We start from the raw sequence: 22,547 nt of genomic DNA on the forward strand, positions 1-22,547 counted from the left end.
CTGAGGTTATACACAAATGGAAGAAAATAAATCTAATCAGCTAGTTAAGGGAGCGCTACTCTTAACTTTAGCTGGATTAATTAGTAAAATATTAAGTGCCGGATACCGCATACCATTGCAAAACTTAACAGGGGATGTTGGATTTTATATTTATCAGCAGGTGTATCCTTTTTTGGGCATTGCAATGATGTTATCTTTATATGGATTTCCTCAAGCTATATCCAAAATAATAATAGAAATAAAAAAGGAAGGAAAAAGACTATCCTTTACAAGTTTCTATATTCCCATATTTTCCATTTTGTTTATTGTAAATGGTGTTTTTTTTGTATTTTTATTTCTTTTTGCTCATCCATTATCTAATTTGATAGGTGATCCTAATCTAGCTTCCACTTATCAATTTGCTTCATTTACCTTTTTACTAGTTCCTTTTACTGCTTTACTGCGAGGTGTTTTCCAAGGGAATTTATATATGAAACCTACTGCGTATTCCCAAATAGGAGAACAACTCATTCGTGTATTTTTCATCATCATGGCTGCAATACTTATTGCAAATCAAGTATTTGATATTTACATAATTGGAAATGCAGCGGTAATTGCTTCTTTGACAGGGGCAATAATAGCTATTATTATCCTTTTTATTTTTCTCTTTTTCAAAAAACCTATATCCTTTAGCTCACATCCTATTCCATGGAGCCTTTATGTAAAAACACTTTTAATATTTGGTGTAGTTGCAACCTTAAATCATATGACTTTATTAGTAATTCAATTTGCAGATTCCTTAACATTAGTTTCGGGATTAGTGGATTTTGGTTTAACTACAACCGAAGCAATGGAGGTAAAAGGAGTATTTGATAGAGGTCAACCGTTAATTCAAATAGGAACTGTATTAGGATCATCCTTTGCATTAGCACTTATTCCATCTATTTCAAAAGAAAAATTACAACATCAGAAGGGCGAATTTTACTTTTACATACGGAGTGCATTGCTTTTTAGTTTTTATTTAGCTTTTGCTGCAATGATTGGTTTGATTGTAATACTACCAGAAATTAATATTTTATTGTTTAAAGATGGTAAAGAAACATTCGCTTTACAAATACTTGTTATGTCGCTTTTCTTAAGTTCCTTGGCAATTACGGCGTCATCTATATTACAAGGTTTAGGGTATATTAAACGTACAGCAAGCCTTATCGTTATCATGTTTATCTTAAAGGGGTTATTAAACCTTTGGCTTGTTCCGTTATTTGGGCTTATTGGTGGATCTGTTGCAACGGTAATTAGTTTATTAGGATTACTAGTCATTGTTTTAATAGACATAGAACGAAATTTACCAGAGTTACATTTTCTAAAGAGTATAAAATGGAAAACACTCATAAAATCATCGTTATCGATGATCATCTTTCTTATTGCTGCAAATTTATTCATACAGGATCATTTTCTTGAAAGTCGATTTCATTTATTCCTTTATGTCATGGTTGTTGTTGTAATAGGTGCGAGTATTTTTTTATATACCTTGATAAGAGGAAAGGCACTATCGGAAAGACAATTAAGTTTGTTGCCTAAAGCGTCATGGTTTATTCGTATATATAAAGGAGGGAAAAGTAATGGCAAAAATTGACGTGCTGGGATTAGGCGCTGGGGACATCAACCAGCTCCCATTTGGAATATATAAAAAGCTGAAAAATATGGATGGAGTCATATACACCCGGACATTGGACCATCCTGCTATTAAGGTGTTAAAAGAAGAAGGAGTAGATTTCCAATCCTTTGATTATCTATATGAAGAAGAGGAAACGTTTGAAGAAGTGTATAAACGAATAGTTTCTACTTTGACTGAATCTGCAAAAGAATCAACTAATATCGTTTATACTGTTCCGGGCCATCCAATGCTAGCCGAGAGGACGGTTCAATTATTATTGGAGCAAGATGAGGTAGATGTAAATGTCGATGGAGGTCAAAGTTATTTAGATGCCCTTTTTACAGCATTAAGGATTGATCCAATTGAAGGGTTTCAATTTTTAGATGGTACCTCATTTGAAAGAAGTGAAATTTCGTATCGTGGGCATGTAATTTTCTGCCAAGTATATGATCAATTTATTGCATCAGATGTAAAGCTTGCTCTATTAGAAGATTTACCACCTGATTACGAAGTCACCATTATAGAAGCGGCAGGTAGTGAAAGGGAAGTAATTAGAACGGTACCACTAGTAGAGTTAGACCACCAAGTGGAGATAAGTAACTTAACGAGTGTTTATGTTGCACCAGTGCCAAATCATCTATTAAATCATACTTTTGATAATTTTAGAGAGGTTATGAGAAAATTAAGGGCCCCTGATGGTTGCCCTTGGGATCGTGAGCAGACGCATGAGTCATTAAAGGAACATTCCATTGAGGAAATATATGAATTAATCGAAGCTATTGATAATCAAGATGATGAAGGAATCATTGAGGAACTAGGCGATATTTTTATGCACGTTATGTTACATAGCCAAATAGGGGAAGATGATGGGTATTTTACGATAGACGATGTGATTCGTGGAGTTACGAATAAAATGATTTTCCGCCATCCTCATGTGTTTGGTAATGTGTTAGTAGACTCTTCAGAAGAGGTTACGAAAAATTGGGAAGAACTAAAGAAACAGGAAAAGGGAGACAAACGGAAATCCACTTTAGATGGTGTTCCTAAACCATTACCTGCTTTATTGAAGGCATACAAAATACAGAAAAAAGCTGCGAAAGTAGGATTTGATTGGGATCAGGTATCCGATATATGGGCAAAACTCGATGAGGAAATAAAGGAAGTTAAAGAGGTAATTGCAAAAAATGACAGGGAAGAAATGGAGAAGGAATTTGGTGATGTTCTATTTGTTCTCGCTAACTTAACAAGATTTTATAAAATTAATCCTGAAATAGCATTAGAAAGAACAAATCAAAAGTTTACTTCTCGATTTACTTATATAGAGGAAAAATTAAAGGCTGATGGTGTGGATATAGGACAGGCATCATTGGAATGGATGGATCAATATTGGGATCAAGCGAAGGAAAGAGAGTGATAGGGATGCGGTTGGATAAATTTTTAAAAGTATCAAGAATTATTAAGCGACGTACTCTAGCGAAGGAAGTTGCAGAACAAGGGAGGATAAAAATAAACGGAAATCAGGCAAAGGCCTCCTCTATTTTATCTAAAGGCGATGAATTGACCATTCAATTTGGACAAAAGATAGTCACATTTAAGATAAATGATATTCGAGAAACAGTAAAGAAAGATGAAGCAGAGACTCTTTATACATTAGTGAAGGAAGAGAAAATTTAAGTGACTTCCTAAGATGATCAAGAATGCATTTATGAATAAGAATAAAGCAAAAGACTAGTTCTATACTTGTCCCTCCTTTCATAAATTAATAGTGATAAGGAGGGCGTTTTATTATGAATTATTATGAGAATAAGGAAAACGTGACACGTGTACAAACTGATCACTTTTTAAAATTAAATCAAAGAAGAGATTTAGAAATAACTGGGGTTAAAGAAGTCGATAGTTTTGACAATGAAGAGTTCTTACTGGAAACAGTAATGGGATATTTAATCGTACGCGGCCAAAATTTGCAATTGAAAAACCTTGATGTCGGGGAAGGGGTTGTGACGATTAAGGGTAAAATTTATGAGCTTTCCTATGTAGATGATCAGGGGCAGGAGAAAGCTAAAGGGTTCTTTAGCAAGTTATTTAGATGACGATTAGTGTTCAGTTTATGACCATGGTTTCCATGGTTCTAAGTGGCTTTTACTTAGGAATAGCCCTTGATACCTTTCGTCGATTTACTCCATACTGGAAGCGTAAAGTAGTTTTAGCCTACTTGATGGAAATTTGCTTTTGGTTAACCCAAACCGCCATATTATTCTATATTCTATTTCTGGTCAATTCAGGTGAAATTAGGTTCTATATTTTTATTGCCTGCTTATTAGGGTTTGCTATGTACCAAGTGTTTGCAGCAACTATATATAAAAAAGTATTAGAGCATATGATTCGAATCGTAACTAATATTTATCTCTTTTGCAAAAGAGTGGTACAAGCTCTTATCGTTCAACCAATCATATGGATTTTTACTTTATTGGTCACGATCATTTTAGGTGTTGTTCGTGTAATATGGAAAATTATCTTATTTATTTTAAAGCTTCTACTTACTCCAATTGGATGGATTTTAAAGGCCATTTATTCTATACTGCCAAATAGTTTTAAAAACTTTTTAAAGCAAATTGCAGGATTTTATAGTAAAATAAAGAATATATTAGTAAAATGGCTTAATACACTAAAGTCAATGGGGAGGTAGAAGCTTTGTCTTCTCGTAAAACTACCGTTGCTAAAATTGATTCAAGCTATATGGAGCAATATAACACTTACAAAGAAAGACAGAAAAGAAAGAAACAACGGTTAGTTCGTAGGTTAGTCTTATTTGCAGTAACTACGTTAATTATATTTGGTTGCATAGCTGGATACCATATGAAACAGCGTGCAATCTATGCTGAGAAAGTGGAACAATATGAGCAGTTAGAAAAAGAGCTAAAGGAATTAAAGCAATCGGAAAAGAATTTAAAAGAGGAAATTGAATTGCTTAACAATGAGGATTACGTTTTGGATATTGCCAGAACAAATTACTTCTTATCTAAAGAAGGGGAATTGATCTTTACTATCCCAGATGAAGAACCATCATATTGACACTTTTTCATTTGATTAATATACTATAAGTGAACTTCAAGTATAGGGGTGTGAAACCCCATAACTGAAGTATCATTTTATCTAATCTTTTAAGGAGGAGCATTTTTTTTATGTCAATCGAAGTAGGCAGCAAGCTGCAAGGAAAGGTAACTGGAATCACTAATTTTGGTGCATTTGTTGAACTTGAAGAAGGTAAAACAGGTCTTGTTCATATTAGTGAGGTTGCCGACAATTATGTAAAAGACATTAACGACCATCTAAAAGTTGGGGACGAAGTAGAGGTAAAAGTCATTAATGTCGAAAAGGATGGGAAAATTGGACTTTCTATTAAGAAAGCAAAAGACCGTCCAGCCCGTCCAAAAGTAAAGAAAGAACGCCAAGAGAACTTTGAAGCTAAAATGAGCCGCTTTCTCAAAGATTCTGAGGATCGTTTAGCCTCTTTGAAAAAGCATACTGAATCCAAACGTGGAGGTCGAGGTGCTAAGCGAGGCTAGCAGTTGCTGTCTATGAATTGTAGCGAATGCTCTTGTATATATTAAGAAACTAAGGCATTTACTCACTGTGAAGTTGGGAAAATGCCTTAATTTCATTTAAGAAGGAAGAACGTTTTTATCTCACCTATCCATCTAAAAATATCTTCTTACCAAAAAAACAGCTATCACAATTGTGATAGCTGTTTTTTTACGTTCAGCTTCAGCGCCCAGGTACTAGGGAATTTCTTAACTAGAAGCTTGCGCTTTCGTTATGATAGCGGCGGAGGGGATCGAACCCACGACCTCACGGGTATGAACCGTACGCTCTCGCCAGCTGAGCTACGCCGCCAAAATGCCAACAAAAAATATAATACTATATACCGTTACTCCTGTCAATGGAAAATACATAGATTGAATATTCAATTATATGATATGAAAAACATGTATAAATATGATAGAGAATAAAGCTGATGTTACTTAATTCGTCAAGTCGGAATACAATTCGCCAAAGATTGAAGAAAAAAAAGGTCTATAAATTATGAAATAAATGATTAGATTGTTCATGAAGTATAGATAGAATCAAGTGAAACCAATACATTACTAGGACTGTGCTAGAATGTTGGATTTTGCCTATTATTTAGAAAGAAGTCGAACGAATCTTTAACTTTACTCCGTTGTTTTGACAAAAAAACAAGACATATTGTGGTTTACTAATAGAAAAGATAGGAGTGGTTATATGATGAGTTCTATCCCAAAAATAGAATCGAGCGGATTTGGTTTAGATAAGAATAAAAGGATAGGCAAGTTTCGTAAAAGACTACTATTGAAATGTAAGTCTCAATTATTTGAAAAAGGTTGGTTATTTTTTCTAGTTGGCTTTCTATTAGGAAGAGCAGTTATCTTAACAGAGGTTTCTCCCTTTGCAGTTGCATTTTTGGCTACAATTTGGTTCGTTGATCGAACGAAAGCCCTACCAACCATGCTTGCTATTCTAGTAGGGTCTGTTAGTTATTCTTTCACACATAGTCTATTCCTAATAATGGCTATGACTGTATTTATCTTTTTAGCAGCCATATTCAAGAATAAAAAGAGTCAGCAAATTCTAGTGCCTTTATTTGTATTTCTATCAACTATTTTGTCTCGAGTATTTCTTTATTCTTTCCAAAATCAATTAACTTCTTATGAATGGGTGCTTTTGGCAATTGAAGGAGTATTAGGGACGGTACTAGTATTAATCTTTATGCAAAGCATTCCGCTAATATCACCAAAAAGATATAAATCAACTTTAAAAAACGAAGAAATTGTTTGCATGATTATTCTTATTGCTTCAATTTTAACTGGAACAATAGGTTGGGAAATTTACGGTGCTTCTATTGAACAAGTTTTCTCTCGATATTTTGTTTTATTGTTTGCCTTTGTAGGCGGTGCGGCGATTGGGTCAACAGTTGGTGTAGTAGCTGGATTAATTCTATCTTTAGCAAGTGTGGCTAATCTCTATCAAATGAGTCTTTTAGCCTTTTCGGGATTACTTGGTGGCCTATTAAAAGAAGGAAAAAAAATAGGTGTATCTATCGGCTTGCTTGTTGGTACTTTCCTGATAGGTATTTATGGTAGCTCAAGTGAGTTAATCCCTTCTCTTATTGAATCATTAATTGCTATTACCTTATTCTTTCTTACTCCTGCTTCTTGGTCTAATAGGATTTCTAGATATATCCCGGGAACAGAGGAATATACACATGAGCAAGAGCGTTATTTACAAAAGGTGCGAAATGTAACCGCTAAACGTGTAGAACAATTTTCAGGTGTGTTTCACGCATTAGCGAAAAGTTTTGATACGACGGAACTTTACGCAGTGGATGAAGCAGAGAAAAGGAGGGAAACCGATTATTTCCTATCCCAGGTAACAGAAAGAACATGCCAATCATGTTTTATGAAAGACAGGTGTTGGCAAAAGGAATTTGATTCAACATATTCTTTAATGGAAGAAATGAAAGATGATATGGAAGACGGTAATGCTCCTAATCATAAAGTAATACGGGAGTTTGAAAACCATTGTGTGAAATCCAAAAAAGTCATCGATGTCATGCGGGAAGAGATCACTTTATTTGAAGCGAATCGAAAACTCAGACAGCAAGTTTTGGAAAGTAAGCGTTTAGTTGCGGATCAGTTACAAGGTGTTTCAGAGGTTATGGGTGACTTTGCCAAAGAGATTTTAAAAGAAAGGCAAAATAATGAAATACAAGAGGAGCAAATGATACAAGGATTAAAAGCGATGGGAATCGAACTGGAGAAACTCGATATTTATTCTTTAGAAAAGGGAAATGTTGATATTGAAATGAAGGTTTCCTTCTATAATTATCATGGAGAAGGACCAAAATTAATTGCTCCTGTATTATCCGATATCTTAAATGAAATGGTTGTAGTGAAACAGGAAGACATTTCACCGTTTCCAAATGGTACAAGCTATCTAGCTTTTGGATCTGCAAGGGAGTTTGTAGTAACAACTGGTGCAGCAAATGCTGCAAAAGGTGGCGGATTCATATCTGGTGACAGTTATACGACTATTGAATTGGGAGCAGGTAAATATGCGATGGCAATAAGTGATGGAATGGGAAATGGTAAACGTGCCCGAGAGGAAAGTGTAGAGACGCTAAGATTACTTCAACAAATTTTACAGACTGGAATACCAGAAAAGGTTGCCATTAAGTCCATTAATTCTATTCTATCATTGCGGACTACTGATGAAATGTTTGCAACATTGGATCTAGCAGTTATCGACTTGCATAATGCTTTTGTTCAGTTTCTTAAGATTGGATCCACACCAAGTTTTATCAAAAGAGGGGAGGATGTCATTAAAATAGAAGCAAGTAATCTACCAATAGGAATCATACAAGATTTTGATGTGGATATTGTAAGTGAACAACTAATGTCAGAGGATCTACTTATTATGATGAGCGATGGCATATTTGATGGCCCAATGCATGTTGAAAATACCGATATGTGGATGAAGAGGAAACTTAGGGAAATAGCAACGGACGATCCACAGGAAATTGCAGATCTGTTGTTAGAAGAAGTGATTCGAACAAAATCTGGAACAATAGATGACGATATGACGGTATTAGTGGCTAAGGTAAATAAAAATAAACCAAAATGGGCTTCAGTCCCAATGTATAATACCAAAGCATTATAAGGAGTGTAAATAATTTGATAAATAACGTAATAACAACGTTTATAATCGCTTATATTTATTTTATTCGCGCGAAACAAATAGAAACATTGATTCAGTCGGGATTAAAGCAAATGTCTAATATTAAGGATAAAGTAATTGCAAATATAAATATTGGGAAAATGACCTTCATTTATGTAAATGCTCTCTTAAGTGGGGGCGGAACAATGGAGCTAAAACGATATTTACATTTAACTACAGATGCGCGTGCGAGAGGGAGTCCGTATGCGAAAATCTAGAATGCTAGACCATCCACACACCGAAGCTTTATGAATGTATAAAACCTCTCTACCTTGGCGATGATGCTAGTGAATGAAAAGGGAGGTTTTTTTCTTGAAAAAAGGGACGTTAAAGCAGATTTTACTTATAACAGATGGTTGCTCCAATAAAGGTGAAGATCCTGCTGGGGTAGCAGCTCTTGCTTATGAACAAGGAATAACGGTGAATGTGATTGGGATTTTAGAAAATAATCAATCAGAGGATGTAGGAGGTCTAAAAGAAGTAGAAGATATTGCTCTTTCAGGTGGTGGTGTGAGCCAAATTGTTTATCCAGAAATATTATCTCAAACCGTGCAAATGGTTACGCGTCAAGCAATGACTCAAACAATACAGGGATTTGTAAATAAAGAGTTAAAACAGATATTAGGCTCCAATCAATCGATAGAGAATATAGATCCGGAAAAACGTGGAGAAATCATGGAAGTAGTAGAGGATTTGGGAGAATCAAGTGATTTAGAGGTTGTAGTACTAGTAGATACAAGTGCAAGTATGTATGACAAGCTTCCTACGGTAAAGGAATCATTAATCGATTTATCTATTAGTCTGAATTCCCGAATTGGGAAAAATCGTTTTTGTATTTTTAGCTTTCCTGGAAAAAGAAAAGATATACAGAAGATTTTAGACTGGTCACCACAATTAAATTCTATTTCAGAAGTCTTCCCTAAATTAACAAGTGGTGGAATAACACCTACAGGACCAGCATTACGTGAGGCGATGTACCAGTTTAGTAAAAAAAGCTTATTAAGGAGCTTAAGAAATGAGAGCGCAGACGTGGAAGAATTCGGGTATTGATCTTAAGCCTGGAACGAAAATTACAGGAAAGTGGTATAAAAATCAATACCTTATAAGAGGAAAGCTTGGGAAGGGTGCAATAGGTACTGTTTATTTATGTGAATCGGGTGGAAAATTAGCTGCCCTTAAGATAAGTGATAAAGGTACTTCTATGACTGTTGAAGTAAACGTATTAAAGTCGCTCGGTCAGGTCCAAGGAACTAGGCTTGGGCCTTATTTATTGGATGTAGATGATTGGGTATCACCAAATGGAACAACGTACTCCTTCTATGTTATGGAATATTTAAAAGGAGAATCCTTGTCCCTTTTCGTCAAGAATAACGGAAATGTTTGGATAGGGGTGTTTCTTCTTCAACTTCTTGAGGATTTAGAACAACTCCATCAATCAGGATGGGTTTTTGGTGATTTAAAACTGGATAATTTAATTGTTCTTTCATCTCCTACAAGAATACGATGGGTTGATGTTGGAGGGACAACTCAAACAGGAAGAGCAATAAAGGAATACACGGAGTTTTATGATAGGGGTTACTGGGGATTAGGAACAAGAAAAGCAGAACCAAGTTACGATTTATTTTCCTTAGTAATGGTTTTTCTCCATCTTTATTATCCACAAAGATTTGAAAGAACGACACAATCCGAGAAACTTCTCTTCAAAAAGATAGATCAAGTTAAACAATTACAGCCTTATCGTAATCCATTGAAAAAAGCTATTGCAGGAAAATACAGGACGAGTTCCGAAATGAAAAATGATGTTCTTCAAATCGTTTATCAATCGCAAAATAAAAGTAGGTTAAAGAAAAAAGGCAATCAAAAAATATCGAATATTCCTTTCTACATAGAAATGGGAGGAATCTCGATTGTTGCTATTGGATTTTATATTCTGTCTTTGATTTTTTGACACTTTAGTTGAGGATATCCTTCCTTTTTCTATATAATAGTAAGTAGAATCAATAGTTTGCTAATTTAGTGGGGTTTACGTATGGAAAAATCTGTTTTGAAGTTTATAAACCAACATCAATTAATAAAGAAAGGAGCAACTGTGTTAGTTGGAGTATCTGGTGGAGCAGATTCCATGGCCTTGCTCCATTTTCTACATAGTAATCGAAATAGATGGGAAATTAATGTGATTGCTATCTCTGTTGACCATCAATTAAGGGGGGAAGAGTCACTTTTAGATTTAGAATTTGTCCGTGATACATGTAACAAATGGGAAATCCAATTTGTTTCTGGATCTTTAGATGTTAAAACATATAAAGAAAAAGAACGTTTAGGTACAGAGTTAGCAGCCCGAAGGTTAAGATATGAATTCTTTTCCAGTCAAATGGAAACCTTTCAAGCAGATTATTTAGCATTGGGTCACCATGGAGATGATCAAATTGAAACGATGCTAATGAGCCTTACAAGGTCCGCCTCATCAACAGCCTTCTCCGGTATCCCTGTGAAGCGAGAGTTTTCAACTGGATGGATTATACGTCCGTTCTTATGTTTAACCAAATTAGATATTGAAAACTATTGTAAGGAAATGAATATTAAACCTCGAATTGATGAAACGAATTTCGATACTGCCTATACCCGAAATTATTTTAGAAAATATATTCTTCCATTAATAAAAGAGAAAAATAATAATATACATACTACCATACAACATTTAAGTGAAACCCTTTACGAAGATGAAAAGTACCTTCAGGAGAAGGCATTGGAAATGGTAAAAAATGTAGTGGAATTTAATGCTAAAAGGAATACAGCAACCTTTCAAATTCAAACATTTAAAACGAAGCCCCAAGCTTTACAAAGGCGTGCGCTTCATCTAATATTAAACTATCTATATAATGATTTACCATCTAATTTGTCATATATTCATGAGGAAGAATTCTTTTCATTATTATATTCGGAAAAGGCGAATAACCGTATTAACTTTCCGTTACAATTAAGAGTAGAAAAATCATATGAAAAAATAATTTTTCGATTTTCCCGTCCAATGAATGAAGAAGATAATTCCTTCCATGAGCTGTTAACTATTCCCGGGGAAGTTACATTACCTGATGGATCGGTAATATCTGCACAAATTAATAGGAATAAAGAACAAAATAAAGTTACACATGGGTTTTATTCAAGTCAAGTTGCGTTACCATTACATATTCGCACGAGAAGGCCTGGGGACCGCATGACTTGGACAGGTTTAAATGGCAGTAAGAAAATAAAGGATATTTTTATCGATGAGAAGATTCCCATTGATAAACGGAATAGTTGGCCCATTTTAGTTGATAATAAAGGTGAAATTTTATGGCTTATCGGCTTGAAGAAAGGAAACCCAAAAACAACTCAAATGGAAGGGCAATGGATTCAAATACAATACACAGCAGCTAACTACTAGGAGGATATGGATGCAAAACGATTATATTCATGAAGATATTGAAAAGGTCTTAATATCGGAGGAGGAAATAAAGTTAAAATGCAAAGAATTAGGTCAACAACTTACAGAGGAATATAAAGAGAAGTTCCCGTTGGCAGTAGGAGTTTTAAAAGGTGCCTTACCTTTTATGTCTGATATTTTGAGGAATATGGACTGTCATGTTGAAATGGATTTTATGGATGTTTCAAGTTATGGAAATGAAACAAAATCTTCCGGAGAAGTGAAAATTGTTAAAGACCTAAATACAAAAGTAGAAGGCCGAGACTTAGTCATTATTGAAGATATTATTGATAGTGGTTTAACATTAAGCTATCTTGTAGATTTATTTAAATATCGTAAGGCGAATTCTATTAAAATTGTTACATTATTGGATAAGCCAGAAGGAAGAACTGCAAACATAAAAGCAGATTTAGTTGGATTTAATGTTCCGAATGAGTTTGTAGTTGGTTATGGCTTGGATTATGCGGAAAGATACCGTAATTTACCGTACATAGGTGTTCTTAAACCAAAAATATATGGTGGAGAATAAGATTATTTGTCTTACTGACTAATTGGAGATAGAAGAAAGATCTCACTGAATAAATCTCACTATATTATTTATTGAATGTTTTAGGTAAATTAGTTGTAAATAAAGTTTTCCATATGATACGATGAACTATAGTTTTCCCCATACGGGAGGAGGTACGAAATGAATCAGATTTTTCGGAATGTGTTCTTTTGGATACTTATTTTCTTTGTAGTAATCGGAGTCTTTGGCGTATTCAAAGGACAAGGTGAAGATAGAGAACAATTTGATGTAAGGGAATTTATGGATGAATTAAATGCCGGAAATGTTGATGAAATGACTTTGCAACCGGCAAATGGAATTTACCGTATTACTGGTGAATTAAAAGATAAAACAACATTTGTTACACAAGTACCTGACAATACAAATGTTATTTCTCAAGTTACGGAAACAGCAACAGATCAAGGAGTTCTTCAGGTTGCGGAGGAAGAACAACCTAGCCCTTGGTTAACTTTCTTAACTGGAATCCTTCCTTTCTTGTTGATTGGACTATTTATATTATTTATTTTTAGTCAAGCTCAAGGCGGTGGCGGCGGTGGTCGCGTAATGAACTTCGGTAAGAGTAAGGCTAAAATGTATACAGAAGAGAAGAAAAAGGTTCGTTTTAAAGATGTTGCAGGTGCAGATGAGGAAAAACAAGAACTTATTGAAGTGGTTGATTTCTTAAAAGACCCACGTAAATTCTCAGCTGTTGGTGCACGTATACCTAAAGGGGTTCTACTTGTTGGCCCTCCTGGAACAGGTAAAACATTACTTGCTCGTGCTGTTGCAGGTGAAGCGGGTGTTCCGTTTTTCTCCATCAGTGGTTCAGACTTTGTTGAAATGTTCGTTGGGGTAGGTGCTTCCCGAGTACGTGATTTATTTGAGAACGCGAAGAAAAATGCTCCTTGTATTATATTTATAGATGAAATTGATGCAGTTGGTAGACAACGTGGTGCTGGCCTTGGTGGTGGCCATGACGAACGTGAACAAACTCTTAACCAATTGCTAGTGGAAATGGACGGTTTTGATGCAAACGAAGGAATTATTATTATCGCTGCAACAAACCGTGCGGATATATTAGACCCAGCGTTATTACGTCCTGGACGTTTTGACCGTCAGATTACAGTAGACCGTCCAGATGTAAACGGCCGTGAAGCTGTACTTAAAGTACATGCTAGAAATAAACCGTTGGATAAATCAGTGGATTTAAGAACAATTGCGATGAGAACCCCAGGCTTCTCTGGCGCAGATTTAGAAAATTTACTGAACGAAGCGGCATTAGTTGCTGCACGGGATGATAGAAAGACAATTAATAAAGATGATATTGATGAAGCGACAGACCGTGTTATTGCAGGTCCAGCTAAGAAGAGCAGGGTCATTTCTAAGAAGGAAAGAAATATCGTTGCTTACCATGAGAGTGGACATACAGTTATCGGTATGGTTCTTGATGAAGCCGATATGGTGCATAAGGTAACGATTGTACCCCGTGGGCAAGCTGGCGGATATGCAGTTATGCTTCCTAAAGAAGACCGTTATTTCATGACAAAACCAGAATTATTCGATAAGATAACAGGGCTACTCGGTGGACGAGTGGCAGAAGAAATTATTTTTGGCGAGGTAAGTACCGGTGCTCATAATGACTTCCAACGTGCTACAAATATTGCGCATAAGATGATTACTGAGTATGGTATGAGTGATAAAATTGGTCCGCTACAATTCTCTAGCGGTGGTGGCGGTAATGTATTCTTAGGTCGTGATATTCAGAACGAACAAACCTATAGTGATACAATCGCTTATGAAATTGATAAAGAAATGCAAAACTTTATTAATCATTGTTACGACCGAGCTAAAAAGATTCTTACTGAGCATAAAGAACAATTAGAATTAATCGCACAAACTCTACTTGAAGTAGAAACATTAGAAGCGAAGCAAATTAAATCTTTATTTGAAGAAGGGAAAATGCCAGACCCTGACGTCATCGATCATAAGGAAGATGTGAAAGTAAACATTAACTCTAAAGACGATGAGAATGCGGTGGGTTCTTCATATGAAGAGGCGAAAGATAAAGTTGAGGAAGCTAAGGATAAAGAAGGAAGCAAGTCAGAAACCAAAGCTTCGGATGAAGACAAAGATAATAAATAAGATAAAAACAGTCACTTTTAGTAAAAGTGGCTGTTTTTGTTCTATTTTGCAGGTAGAAGGTCTTTTATGGACTCCAATAACTCTATTACATAAAGATTTGCCTAAGTTCTCTTAAACCGCTTAGACCACGCTTTTTGTTTTGAGAGCAAATTATGGTATATTTTACACGTATGTATCGGTATTTTTAAGGAGTAATAGTGTAAGAATAGCTCAAGAAAGGTTTGGTAGAAATGCTTTTTGTTATAGATGTGGGAAATACAAATACAGTATTAGGTGTTTTTGAGGACGACACGTTAGAATACGAGTGGCGTATAAAAACTGATCGATATAAAACAGAAGATGAATTTGGAATGTTAATCCAATCGCTTTTTGAATTTAAGAATCTTAAGTTTACAGATATAGATAGCATTATAATCTCCTCTGTAGTCCCACCAATCATGTTCTCTTTAGAAAAAATGAGCCGTGATTATTTTAATCTAGAACCACATGTTATAGGTAAAGAAAGCTTCAGTAAGTATTTGAAAATGAATTACCCTAATCCAAAGGAAATTGGAGCGGACCGTGTCGTAAATGCGGTTGCTGCTATAGAAGAGTATGGCGGGCCACTTATTGTAATCGACTTTGGAACTGCCACTACCTATTGCTATATTAATGAAAAAGAAGAGTATTGTGGGGGTATTATAGCCCCAGGTATGAATATATCGATGGAGGCCTTGTATACTAAAGCATCTAAACTTCCAAGGATTGAGATCGAATCTCCAGATAGTGTACTTGGAAAAACAACAATCGATGGCATGAAATCTGGTATTTATTATGGAACCATAGGAATGATAGATGGAATCGTAAACCGAATGAAAGATGAACTAAACACATCACCAAAGGTTATTGCAACTGGCGGTCTATCTCAGTTAATAGCGGAGGACTCTACTACAATTGATGAGGTGAATCCGCATTTAACGTTAAAAGGTTTATACATTATTTATAAAGAAATCGCCAAAGAAAACGATCATTAAAGGAGTCGAATATAAATGAAAGATTATTTGATAAAAGCAACAGCGTTCAACGGAATGATTCGTGCTTATGCAACTTCAACAACGGAGATGGTAGAAGAAGCTAGAAGAAGACAAGACACATGGGCAACGGCTTCAGCTGCATTGGGAAGAACTCTTACCATTACGGCAATGATGGGAGCCATGTTAAAAGGAGAAGACTCGATTACGGTTAAGGTGGAAGGAGATGGGCCAATCGGTGCAATTATAACAGATGGAAATGCGAAAGGAGAGGTTCGTGGATACGTAATAAACCCACATGTAGATTTCGACTTAAATGAAAAAGGAAAATTAGACGTAAGACGAGCTGTAGGTACACAAGGTAGAGTAAGTGTTATTAAAGATTTGGGACTTAGAGATTACTTTACAGGAGAGGTTCCTATTATTTCTGGGGAAATAAGTGAAGATTTCACCTACTATTTTGCTTCATCGGAACAAGTCCCAAGTGCTGTTGGAGCAGGAGTGCTTGTTAATCCTGATCATACCATTTTAGCTGCTGGTGGATTTATCGTTCAAGTTATGCCAGGTGCGGACGAAGAACTGGTTAATAAGTTAGAGAAAAGGGTGAATAGTATCCCTGCTATTAGTACATTAATTAGAGAAGGAAATACACCAGAACAAATCTTAGAACGTTTATTGGGTGAAGGTGAAGTTAAGTTTCATGAAAAAATGCCAGTTGAGTTCCGTTGTAAGTGTTCTAAGGAGAGAATCGCTAATGCAATCGTTGGACTGGGAAATGAGGAAATTCAGAGTATGATAGACGAAGATCAAGGGGCTGAAGCTAGTTGTCACTTTTGTAATGAAAAATACCATTTTACAGTTGAAGAATTGGAAGAGCTGAAACGGTAATGAAAGGGGCCCATAAAAAATGTCCAAAAGATTACTGATCAGTATTATCGTTGTTCTTCTAATTACCAATATTGCAACATTAGTCATGTTGAATCAAGGTCATCAGGTAGCGATTGACAGTAATCATGAGAGGCTTTCCGCACGGGATGTCGTGGCAGAAATAAATGGGGAAGAAATTACTTATATAGAATGGATTAATTCATTAATCAATAGGAACGGAAAGAGTCAACTAAAAACATTAATTAATCAAGAAGTCGTACATCAATTAGCTGATCAATATCATATTGAAGTTGACGAAAAGATAATTAAAAGAGATATTTCTCTTTTGACATCAATGCAAGGAATAATGACAAAGGAAGAGGCCAAAAGGTTAGAAAGAGATTTACGAAACGATATCATTTATCGTTATCAATTGGAGAGACTATTAGCGATGGATCATTCCGTAACGGAAGAAGAAGTACAGACCTATTATCAAAAGTATAAAAGTCAATACAATTTTTCTGAAGCAATGCAAATCTCACATATTCTCGTTGATAATGCTAGGATAGCTAATAAGGTAAAAAAAGAACTAGATGAAGGAGCAACTTTTTCATTGCTGGCTAAAGAATACTCAAAAGATAAAGAAACAAGAAGTAATGGCGGTTATATTGGCTTTATTCATACTAAAAGTCAGTTTTTCCCTAATGGTTATGAGAGTGTAGCGCGAACCATGAATGAACATTCTTATAGCGAGCCATTTCAAACGGAAAATGGGGTGGCCATTATTTATTTACACCGTAAACTACCATCTATTGAGTTTTCATATGAAGAATTAAAGCCTTATATAGAAAGTGAATTAGCCTTAGAGCAATTAGATCAAACTCTTTCTGCTGAAGCATTATGGGAACAGTTAAATGTGAAGTGGATATATGATTGATCATAAGTCATTTGAGATTTTCCAGCTTTTTAGTTGACAGAATGGAATAAAAGTTATAAATTAATCATATAAGAATACTAGGATTAGGATGAGGAGGAATTTTTGTGAGAGTGGCGGATTCGATAACAGGATTAATTGGAGAAACTCCAATTGTTAAATTAAATAATATGACAGATGAGAATAGTGCAGATATTTACTTGAAGTTAGAATTTTTTAATCCAGGTAGTTCAGTGAAAGATCGTATTGGCTTGGCTATGATTGAAGCAGCTGAAAAAGAAGGAGTATTAAAACCTGGTGACACCATCATTGAACCAACCAGCGGAAATACTGGTATTGGTTTAGCGATGGTTGCGGCAGCAAAGGGATATAAAGCAATCTTAGTGATGCCAGATACAATGAGTATGGAACGACGTAATTTATTACGTGCTTATGGGGCGGAGCTTATTCTAACTCCTGGTGCAGATGGAATGAAAGGTGCAATTGCCAAGGCTGAAGAGTTACAGAAGGAAAAAGGCTACTTTGTTCCACAACAATTTAATAATAAAGCTAACGTTGATGTACATGAACGTACTACTGGTAAGGAAATCGTGGAGCAAATGTCTGATGGGCTAGATGCATTTATTGCAGGTATTGGTACTGGTGGAACTATCACAGGTGCTGGTAAAGTCCTAAGAGAAAAATTTAAGAACATAAAAATATATGCTGTTGAACCTTCAGCATCACCGGTTTTATCTGGTGGTAACCCAGGCCCACATAAAATCCAGGGTTTAGGAGCAGGATTTGTACCTGAAATTTTAAACACGGATATATATGATGAAATTATCCAGATTGAGAATGAGGAAGCATTTGAAACTTCACGCCAAGTGGCAAAAACAAACGGAATTTTAGGTGGTATTTCAGCGGGTGCTGCAGTTGCTGCAGCTAAAAAAGTAGCGAAAGAATTAGGTAAAGGTAAAAAGGTATTAGCAATCATTCCAGATAACGGGGAACGTTATTTGTCGACACCACTTTACCAATTTGATGAAGAAAATTAAGAGCAAAGGCGCAAGCGCCCACAAGGGTATAAGTGCGACTAACCATCAGTGGGAGATGGAGGAAAGCCTCTACTGATGGAAGTCTTCTTTATACTTTCTATGAAGAAGGACAAAGGATTAGTTTAGACTATAATCCTTTGTCCTTCTTCGTTTCCAAGGAGAAAGCTGGAAGGAGCTTTATATAGTATGATAGGATTAAATAAAAACATATCGGAAGAGGGACAGTGAAATGGAATTAAAGACAGCAACCAAAACACTGCATTTGTCTAAGCGAACACACATTATGGGAATATTGAATGTTACTCCGGATTCTTTTTCTGATGGAGGAAATTATACAACCATTGAGAAAGCAATAGGACAGGCCAAAAGAATGGAACAAGAAGGTGCGGATATTATAGATATAGGTGGAGAGTCAACACGACCCGGTCATATCCCTATATCGTCCAAGGAAGAAGTTGAAAGGGTTGTACCTGTCATTAAGGCAATTAAGGAGCATGTTAATTTACCCATCTCTATAGATACATTTAAAGCAGAAACAGCCCGACATGCTGTTGAAGCGGGTGCAGATATGATTAATGATATATGGGGAGCAAAGAAAGATCCAGAAATTGCAAATGTTGCAAGAGAATATAATGTGCCAATTATTCTAATGCATAATCGTGACAATGAAAATTATCAAACCCTTATTGATGATATGAAAAAAGATTTAGAGGGAAGTATTGAAATAGCTTTAAAAGCTGGTGTACGAAGGGAGAATATTATTCTCGATCCAGGAGTAGGATTCGCGAAATCCGGAACAGATAATTTAGTGGTAATGAATAACTTGGAACAGTTTGTACAAATGGGTTATCCACTTTTATTAGCTACTTCCCGTAAAAGATTTATCGGTAGTACTTTAAATATTACGGAGCCAACCAAGCGTGACATAGGGACAGGCGCAACGACATGCCTAGGAATCGTTAAAGGGGCTCATATGGTTCGTGTTCATAATGTGAGACTGAATGTGGAGCTTGCAAGAATGATGGACACAATGCTTCGTGAAGGGAGAAGATAACTTTGGATAAGATTTTATTAAACCAGTTACAGTTTTATGGTTTCCACGGATTAATGCCAGAAGAAAAAAGATTAGGCCAACGATTTATTGTAGATATTGTGTTATACACTGATTTACGTAAAGCTGGTCAAACAGATGATATGTTAGATTCAATTCATTATGGCGAGGTATATGAAATGGTAAAAAGAATTGTGGAAGGGGAATCCAAAAACTTACTTGAGGCTGTGGCGGAGGATATAGCCAATGCGCTACTTTCATCTTTCAATCGTTTAAATGCTTGTACGGTAAAAGTAATTAAGCCAGATCCACCAATTCCGGGACATTATGAATCTGTTGAAGTAGAGATATATAGGGAGAAAGTAAAATGAATCAAGCATATATATCGTTAGGAACGAACATAGAACCACGAATAGATTATTTAGAGGATGCCTTAAAATTACTTGAGGAAAATGAAAATATAACCATCAAAGCCCAATCATCCGTTTATGAAACAGTGCCAGTTGGGTATACAGACCAAAATGACTTTTTAAATATCGTGATTGGTATAGTAACATCCCTTTCATCCATGGAACTTCTTAAATATTGTCAAAGTATTGAAGATAAGTTAGGTAGGAAGAGAGAGATACGTTTCGGTCCAAGAACAATTGACCTTGACATTTTAACGTATAATAACGAAAATAGTACAGTAGAAGAATTGCTTATTCCGCATCCTAGAATGCATGAGCGTGCATTTGTACTTATTCCATTACATGAAATTGCCCCTGATTTTATGATTCCGACTTGGAATAAGTATCCAGGAGATCTACTTAGTAAACTTCAAGAGGCAGACATAAAGGGAGTAAGGAAATGGATTCGAAGCGAATTGGAAGAAGAATAAAAGCCTTTCGTAAATTAAAAGGGTATACCCAAATTGATTTTGCAAAGGAATTAAATGTTTCTATTTCTCAAATTGGAAATGTGGAAAGAGGGACAAAACCTGTAACAGACGAATTAATGAATCAAATTGCGGATGTTCTTGATATACCAAAAGAGGAAATTACAATGGAGTAATTTATAAAGAAAATAACCTCGTTGAATCACGTGATCAATTATTACATCCTTATATAACTATGTAGAAAAGTTGAAGCTGAAAGTAAAGTTTCATACCTTCTTTTCTACCAAGAAATCTGCCAGCGGCTTTACTGGCAGCTTTTTAAATAAATATGATGAAGTACATACCATACAATTGAAGTATTTAAAATAAATCAAAAGGTTATAATGCGTTAGAAGATAAGGTTTTAATTCGATATACGTGAATAAACTGTTTTTTTCTTATATACTTACACCTATAATAGGACTGGAGGGTTTATTGTGTCAGAAGAGTTAAATGAACAGATGCTTGTAAGACGTGGGAAGCTAAATGACTATTTAGAAAAAGGTTTAGATCCATTTGGAAGTAAATTTGAAAGAACCCATTTAGCGAAGGATATAATAGAGAAGTTTGAATCTTCTTCTAAAGAAGAATTAGAAGAAGTTAAAGAAGAAGCTACGGTTGCCGGAAGAGTCATGACAAAGCGAGGAAAAGGAAAAGCTGGCTTTGCACATATTCAAGATTTAAGTGGACAAATCCAGATTTACGTTCGTAAAGATGAGGTAGGCGAAGAGGCGTACCAAGTATTTAAATCCATTGACCTTGGAGACATTGTAGGAGTTAAAGGTGAAATTTTCCGTACGAATATGGGTGAATTATCTATTAAAGTGGATGAATTTCACCTATTAACAAAATCTTTACGACCATTACCGGAAAAATATCATGGATTAAAGGATGTAGAACAACGCTATCGTCAGCGATATTTAGATTTAATTACTAATATGGAAAGTAAAGAAACTTTCATTCTACGTAGTAAAATTATTCAATCCATGCGTGAATATTTAAATAATCATGGTTATTTAGAAGTAGAAACACCAATGATGCATAGTATCCCTGGTGGAGCTGCAGCACGCCCATTTGTTACTCATCATAATGCACTCGACATCCCGCTATACATGCGTATCGCTATCGAATTGCATTTGAAACGTCTTATTGTCGGTGGATTAGAGAAGGTTTATGAGATTGGACGAGTATTCCGTAATGAGGGTGTATCGACGCGTCATAACCCTGAATTTACAATGATAGAACTATACGAAGCATATGCTGATTATCACGATATTATGGACTTAACAGAAAACCTAGTTGCACATATTGCAAAAGATGTACTTGGGGAGACGAAGATTTCCTATGGCGAATATGAAGTTGATCTAGAGCCGAAATGGAAGAGAATTCATATGGTTGATGCAGTTAAAGAAGAAACAGGTGCTGATTTTTGGAATAAAATGAGCGATGAGGAAGCTCGCGAACTTGCAAAGGAATATGGTGTTGAAGTAAAAGAAACAATGACATTTGGACATGTTGTTAATGAGTTCTTTGAACAAAAGGTAGAAGAAACATTAATTCAACCAACCTTTATTTATGGTCACCCTGTAGAAATTTCACCATTAGCTAAGAAAAATAAAGAAGATGAACGATTTACAGATCGCTTTGAGCTATTTATTGTTGGTCGTGAACATGCGAATGCATTTAGTGAATTAAATGATCCAATTGACCAACGTGAACGTTTTGAAGCACAAGTGAAAGAAAGAGAAGAAGGAAACGATGAAGCGCATCTTATGGATGAGGATTTCCTAGAGGCGTTGGAATATGGTATGCCTCCAACAGGTGGGCTTGGAATAGGTATTGATCGTCTAGTCATGTTATTGACCAATTCACCATCTATTAGGGACGTTCTTTTATTCCCTCAGATGCGTAATAAATAATATAAAGGCTTTGAACTAATACTAAGTTTTAGTTCAAAGCTTTTTTTCATGCTGCAAAAAAATGGCGGTATTATGAGTGCTTAAAAATACTAATTGGTAAAAATGTTAGGAACGTGTAAAGATGAGAATGTACGATCTTAACTTTTTAAGGAAGTTTCATTAGGGCAAACAGGTAATATAAAGTACCAACGAAAATTACCTTCAAAGAATTGCACTCGAAAATCCAACTGGGA

Annotated in this window: 23 protein-coding genes and 1 tRNA gene; 23 read left to right on the top strand and 1 reads right to left on the bottom strand. The window is 35.5% G+C overall.

The window, feature by feature from the left end:
- The first annotated feature begins 16 nt into the window (after positions 1 to 16).
- The 7 genes from MHI02_RS01365 (at position 17) to MHI02_RS01395 (ending at position 5,202) form a co-directional block, all read left to right on the top strand.
- Entirely contained in the window at positions 17 to 1,615 is a 1,599-nt protein-coding gene (locus MHI02_RS01365) for a polysaccharide biosynthesis protein (protein WP_341165589.1), read from the top strand.
- On the top strand, positions 1,602 to 3,050 hold the full coding sequence (gene mazG, locus MHI02_RS01370) for a nucleoside triphosphate pyrophosphohydrolase (protein ID WP_341165590.1): 1,449 nt from the start codon (positions 1,602 to 1,604) through the stop codon (positions 3,048 to 3,050). The genes MHI02_RS01365 and mazG overlap by 14 nt, the downstream gene beginning before the upstream one ends.
- Positions 3,051 to 3,055: 5 nt before the next feature.
- Positions 3,056 to 3,310, top strand: a complete 255-nt coding sequence (locus MHI02_RS01375; RefSeq protein ID WP_341165591.1) for an RNA-binding S4 domain-containing protein — start codon at positions 3,056 to 3,058, stop codon at positions 3,308 to 3,310.
- A gap of 113 nt (positions 3,311 to 3,423) precedes the next feature.
- A complete protein-coding gene (gene yabP, locus MHI02_RS01380) occupies positions 3,424 to 3,726 on the top strand; it encodes a sporulation protein YabP (protein WP_047186909.1) in 303 nt (100 codons plus the stop codon).
- On the top strand, positions 3,723 to 4,322 hold the full coding sequence (yabQ, locus tag MHI02_RS01385; RefSeq protein WP_047186910.1) for a spore cortex biosynthesis protein YabQ: 600 nt from the start codon (positions 3,723 to 3,725) through the stop codon (positions 4,320 to 4,322). The genes yabP and yabQ overlap by 4 nt, the downstream gene beginning before the upstream one ends.
- 5 nt (positions 4,323 to 4,327) lie before the next feature.
- Positions 4,328 to 4,708 carry an FtsB family cell division protein gene (locus MHI02_RS01390; RefSeq protein WP_047186911.1) on the top strand — a complete coding sequence of 127 codons (381 nt, stop codon included), beginning with the start codon at positions 4,328 to 4,330 and terminating at the stop codon, positions 4,706 to 4,708.
- Between the two features lie 110 nt (positions 4,709 to 4,818).
- A complete protein-coding gene (locus MHI02_RS01395; protein ID WP_047186912.1) occupies positions 4,819 to 5,202 on the top strand; it encodes a S1 domain-containing RNA-binding protein in 384 nt (127 codons plus the stop codon).
- Positions 5,203 to 5,456: 254 nt separating this feature from the next.
- Here MHI02_RS01395 and MHI02_RS01400 read toward each other — a convergent pair.
- Positions 5,457 to 5,530, bottom strand: a tRNA-Met gene (locus MHI02_RS01400).
- Between the two features lie 387 nt (positions 5,531 to 5,917).
- Here MHI02_RS01400 and spoIIE point away from each other — a divergent pair.
- From spoIIE to lysS, 16 genes are all read left to right on the top strand, one after another.
- Positions 5,918 to 8,371: a stage II sporulation protein E gene (gene spoIIE / locus MHI02_RS01405; protein ID WP_341165592.1), complete on the top strand. Its 2,454-nt coding sequence runs from the start codon at positions 5,918 to 5,920 to the stop codon at positions 8,369 to 8,371.
- 14 nt (positions 8,372 to 8,385) lie between these two features.
- Positions 8,386 to 8,646 carry a hypothetical protein gene (locus tag MHI02_RS01410; RefSeq protein ID WP_060668382.1) on the top strand — a complete coding sequence of 87 codons (261 nt, stop codon included), beginning with the start codon at positions 8,386 to 8,388 and terminating at the stop codon, positions 8,644 to 8,646.
- 94 nt (positions 8,647 to 8,740) lie between these two features.
- Positions 8,741 to 9,478, top strand: a complete 738-nt coding sequence (locus tag MHI02_RS01415; RefSeq protein ID WP_341165593.1) for a hypothetical protein — start codon at positions 8,741 to 8,743, stop codon at positions 9,476 to 9,478.
- Entirely contained in the window at positions 9,444 to 10,376 is a 933-nt protein-coding gene (locus MHI02_RS01420; protein ID WP_047186916.1) for a protein kinase domain-containing protein, read from the top strand. Before MHI02_RS01415 ends, MHI02_RS01420 begins: the two co-directional genes overlap by 35 nt.
- Before the next feature lie 81 nt (positions 10,377 to 10,457).
- Positions 10,458 to 11,852, top strand: a complete 1,395-nt coding sequence (gene tilS / locus MHI02_RS01425; protein ID WP_047186917.1) for a tRNA lysidine(34) synthetase TilS — start codon at positions 10,458 to 10,460, stop codon at positions 11,850 to 11,852.
- Positions 11,853 to 11,862: 10 nt separating this feature from the next.
- A complete protein-coding gene (gene hpt / locus MHI02_RS01430; RefSeq protein ID WP_244987030.1) occupies positions 11,863 to 12,420 on the top strand; it encodes a hypoxanthine phosphoribosyltransferase in 558 nt (185 codons plus the stop codon).
- A gap of 159 nt (positions 12,421 to 12,579) precedes the next feature.
- Entirely contained in the window at positions 12,580 to 14,580 is a 2,001-nt protein-coding gene (gene ftsH, locus MHI02_RS01435) for an ATP-dependent zinc metalloprotease FtsH (RefSeq protein ID WP_216884169.1), read from the top strand.
- A 230-nt stretch (positions 14,581 to 14,810) separates the two neighbouring features.
- Complete coding sequence (locus MHI02_RS01440; protein WP_047186931.1) at positions 14,811 to 15,593, top strand: type III pantothenate kinase; 783 nt, start codon at positions 14,811 to 14,813, stop codon at positions 15,591 to 15,593.
- Positions 15,594 to 15,608: 15 nt separating this feature from the next.
- Complete coding sequence (gene hslO / locus MHI02_RS01445) at positions 15,609 to 16,478, top strand: Hsp33 family molecular chaperone HslO (protein WP_047186919.1); 870 nt, start codon at positions 15,609 to 15,611, stop codon at positions 16,476 to 16,478.
- 19 nt (positions 16,479 to 16,497) lie between these two features.
- Positions 16,498 to 17,394: a peptidylprolyl isomerase gene (locus MHI02_RS01450; protein WP_047186920.1), complete on the top strand. Its 897-nt coding sequence runs from the start codon at positions 16,498 to 16,500 to the stop codon at positions 17,392 to 17,394.
- A gap of 104 nt (positions 17,395 to 17,498) precedes the next feature.
- Positions 17,499 to 18,428: a cysteine synthase A gene (gene cysK / locus MHI02_RS01455; RefSeq protein WP_047186921.1), complete on the top strand. Its 930-nt coding sequence runs from the start codon at positions 17,499 to 17,501 to the stop codon at positions 18,426 to 18,428.
- 229 nt (positions 18,429 to 18,657) lie between these two features.
- Entirely contained in the window at positions 18,658 to 19,482 is an 825-nt protein-coding gene (folP, locus tag MHI02_RS01460) for a dihydropteroate synthase (RefSeq protein ID WP_047186922.1), read from the top strand.
- Positions 19,483 to 19,484: 2 nt separating this feature from the next.
- Positions 19,485 to 19,850: a dihydroneopterin aldolase gene (gene folB / locus MHI02_RS01465; RefSeq protein ID WP_047186923.1), complete on the top strand. Its 366-nt coding sequence runs from the start codon at positions 19,485 to 19,487 to the stop codon at positions 19,848 to 19,850.
- Positions 19,847 to 20,359, top strand: coding sequence for a 2-amino-4-hydroxy-6-hydroxymethyldihydropteridine diphosphokinase (gene folK, locus MHI02_RS01470; protein WP_047186924.1), 513 nt, complete (start codon positions 19,847 to 19,849; stop codon positions 20,357 to 20,359). Before folB ends, folK begins: the two co-directional genes overlap by 4 nt.
- A complete protein-coding gene (locus MHI02_RS01475) occupies positions 20,329 to 20,532 on the top strand; it encodes a helix-turn-helix domain-containing protein (protein ID WP_047186925.1) in 204 nt (67 codons plus the stop codon). Before folK ends, MHI02_RS01475 begins: the two co-directional genes overlap by 31 nt.
- Positions 20,533 to 20,832: 300 nt before the next feature.
- On the top strand, positions 20,833 to 22,314 hold the full coding sequence (gene lysS, locus MHI02_RS01480; protein ID WP_047186926.1) for a lysine--tRNA ligase: 1,482 nt from the start codon (positions 20,833 to 20,835) through the stop codon (positions 22,312 to 22,314).
- Positions 22,315 to 22,547 lie beyond the last annotated feature (233 nt).

It is taken from the genome of Oceanobacillus sp. FSL K6-0118 (genome assembly GCF_038006665.1).
GTDB classification, from domain to species: Bacteria; Bacillota; Bacilli; order Bacillales; family Amphibacillaceae; genus Oceanobacillus; species Oceanobacillus caeni.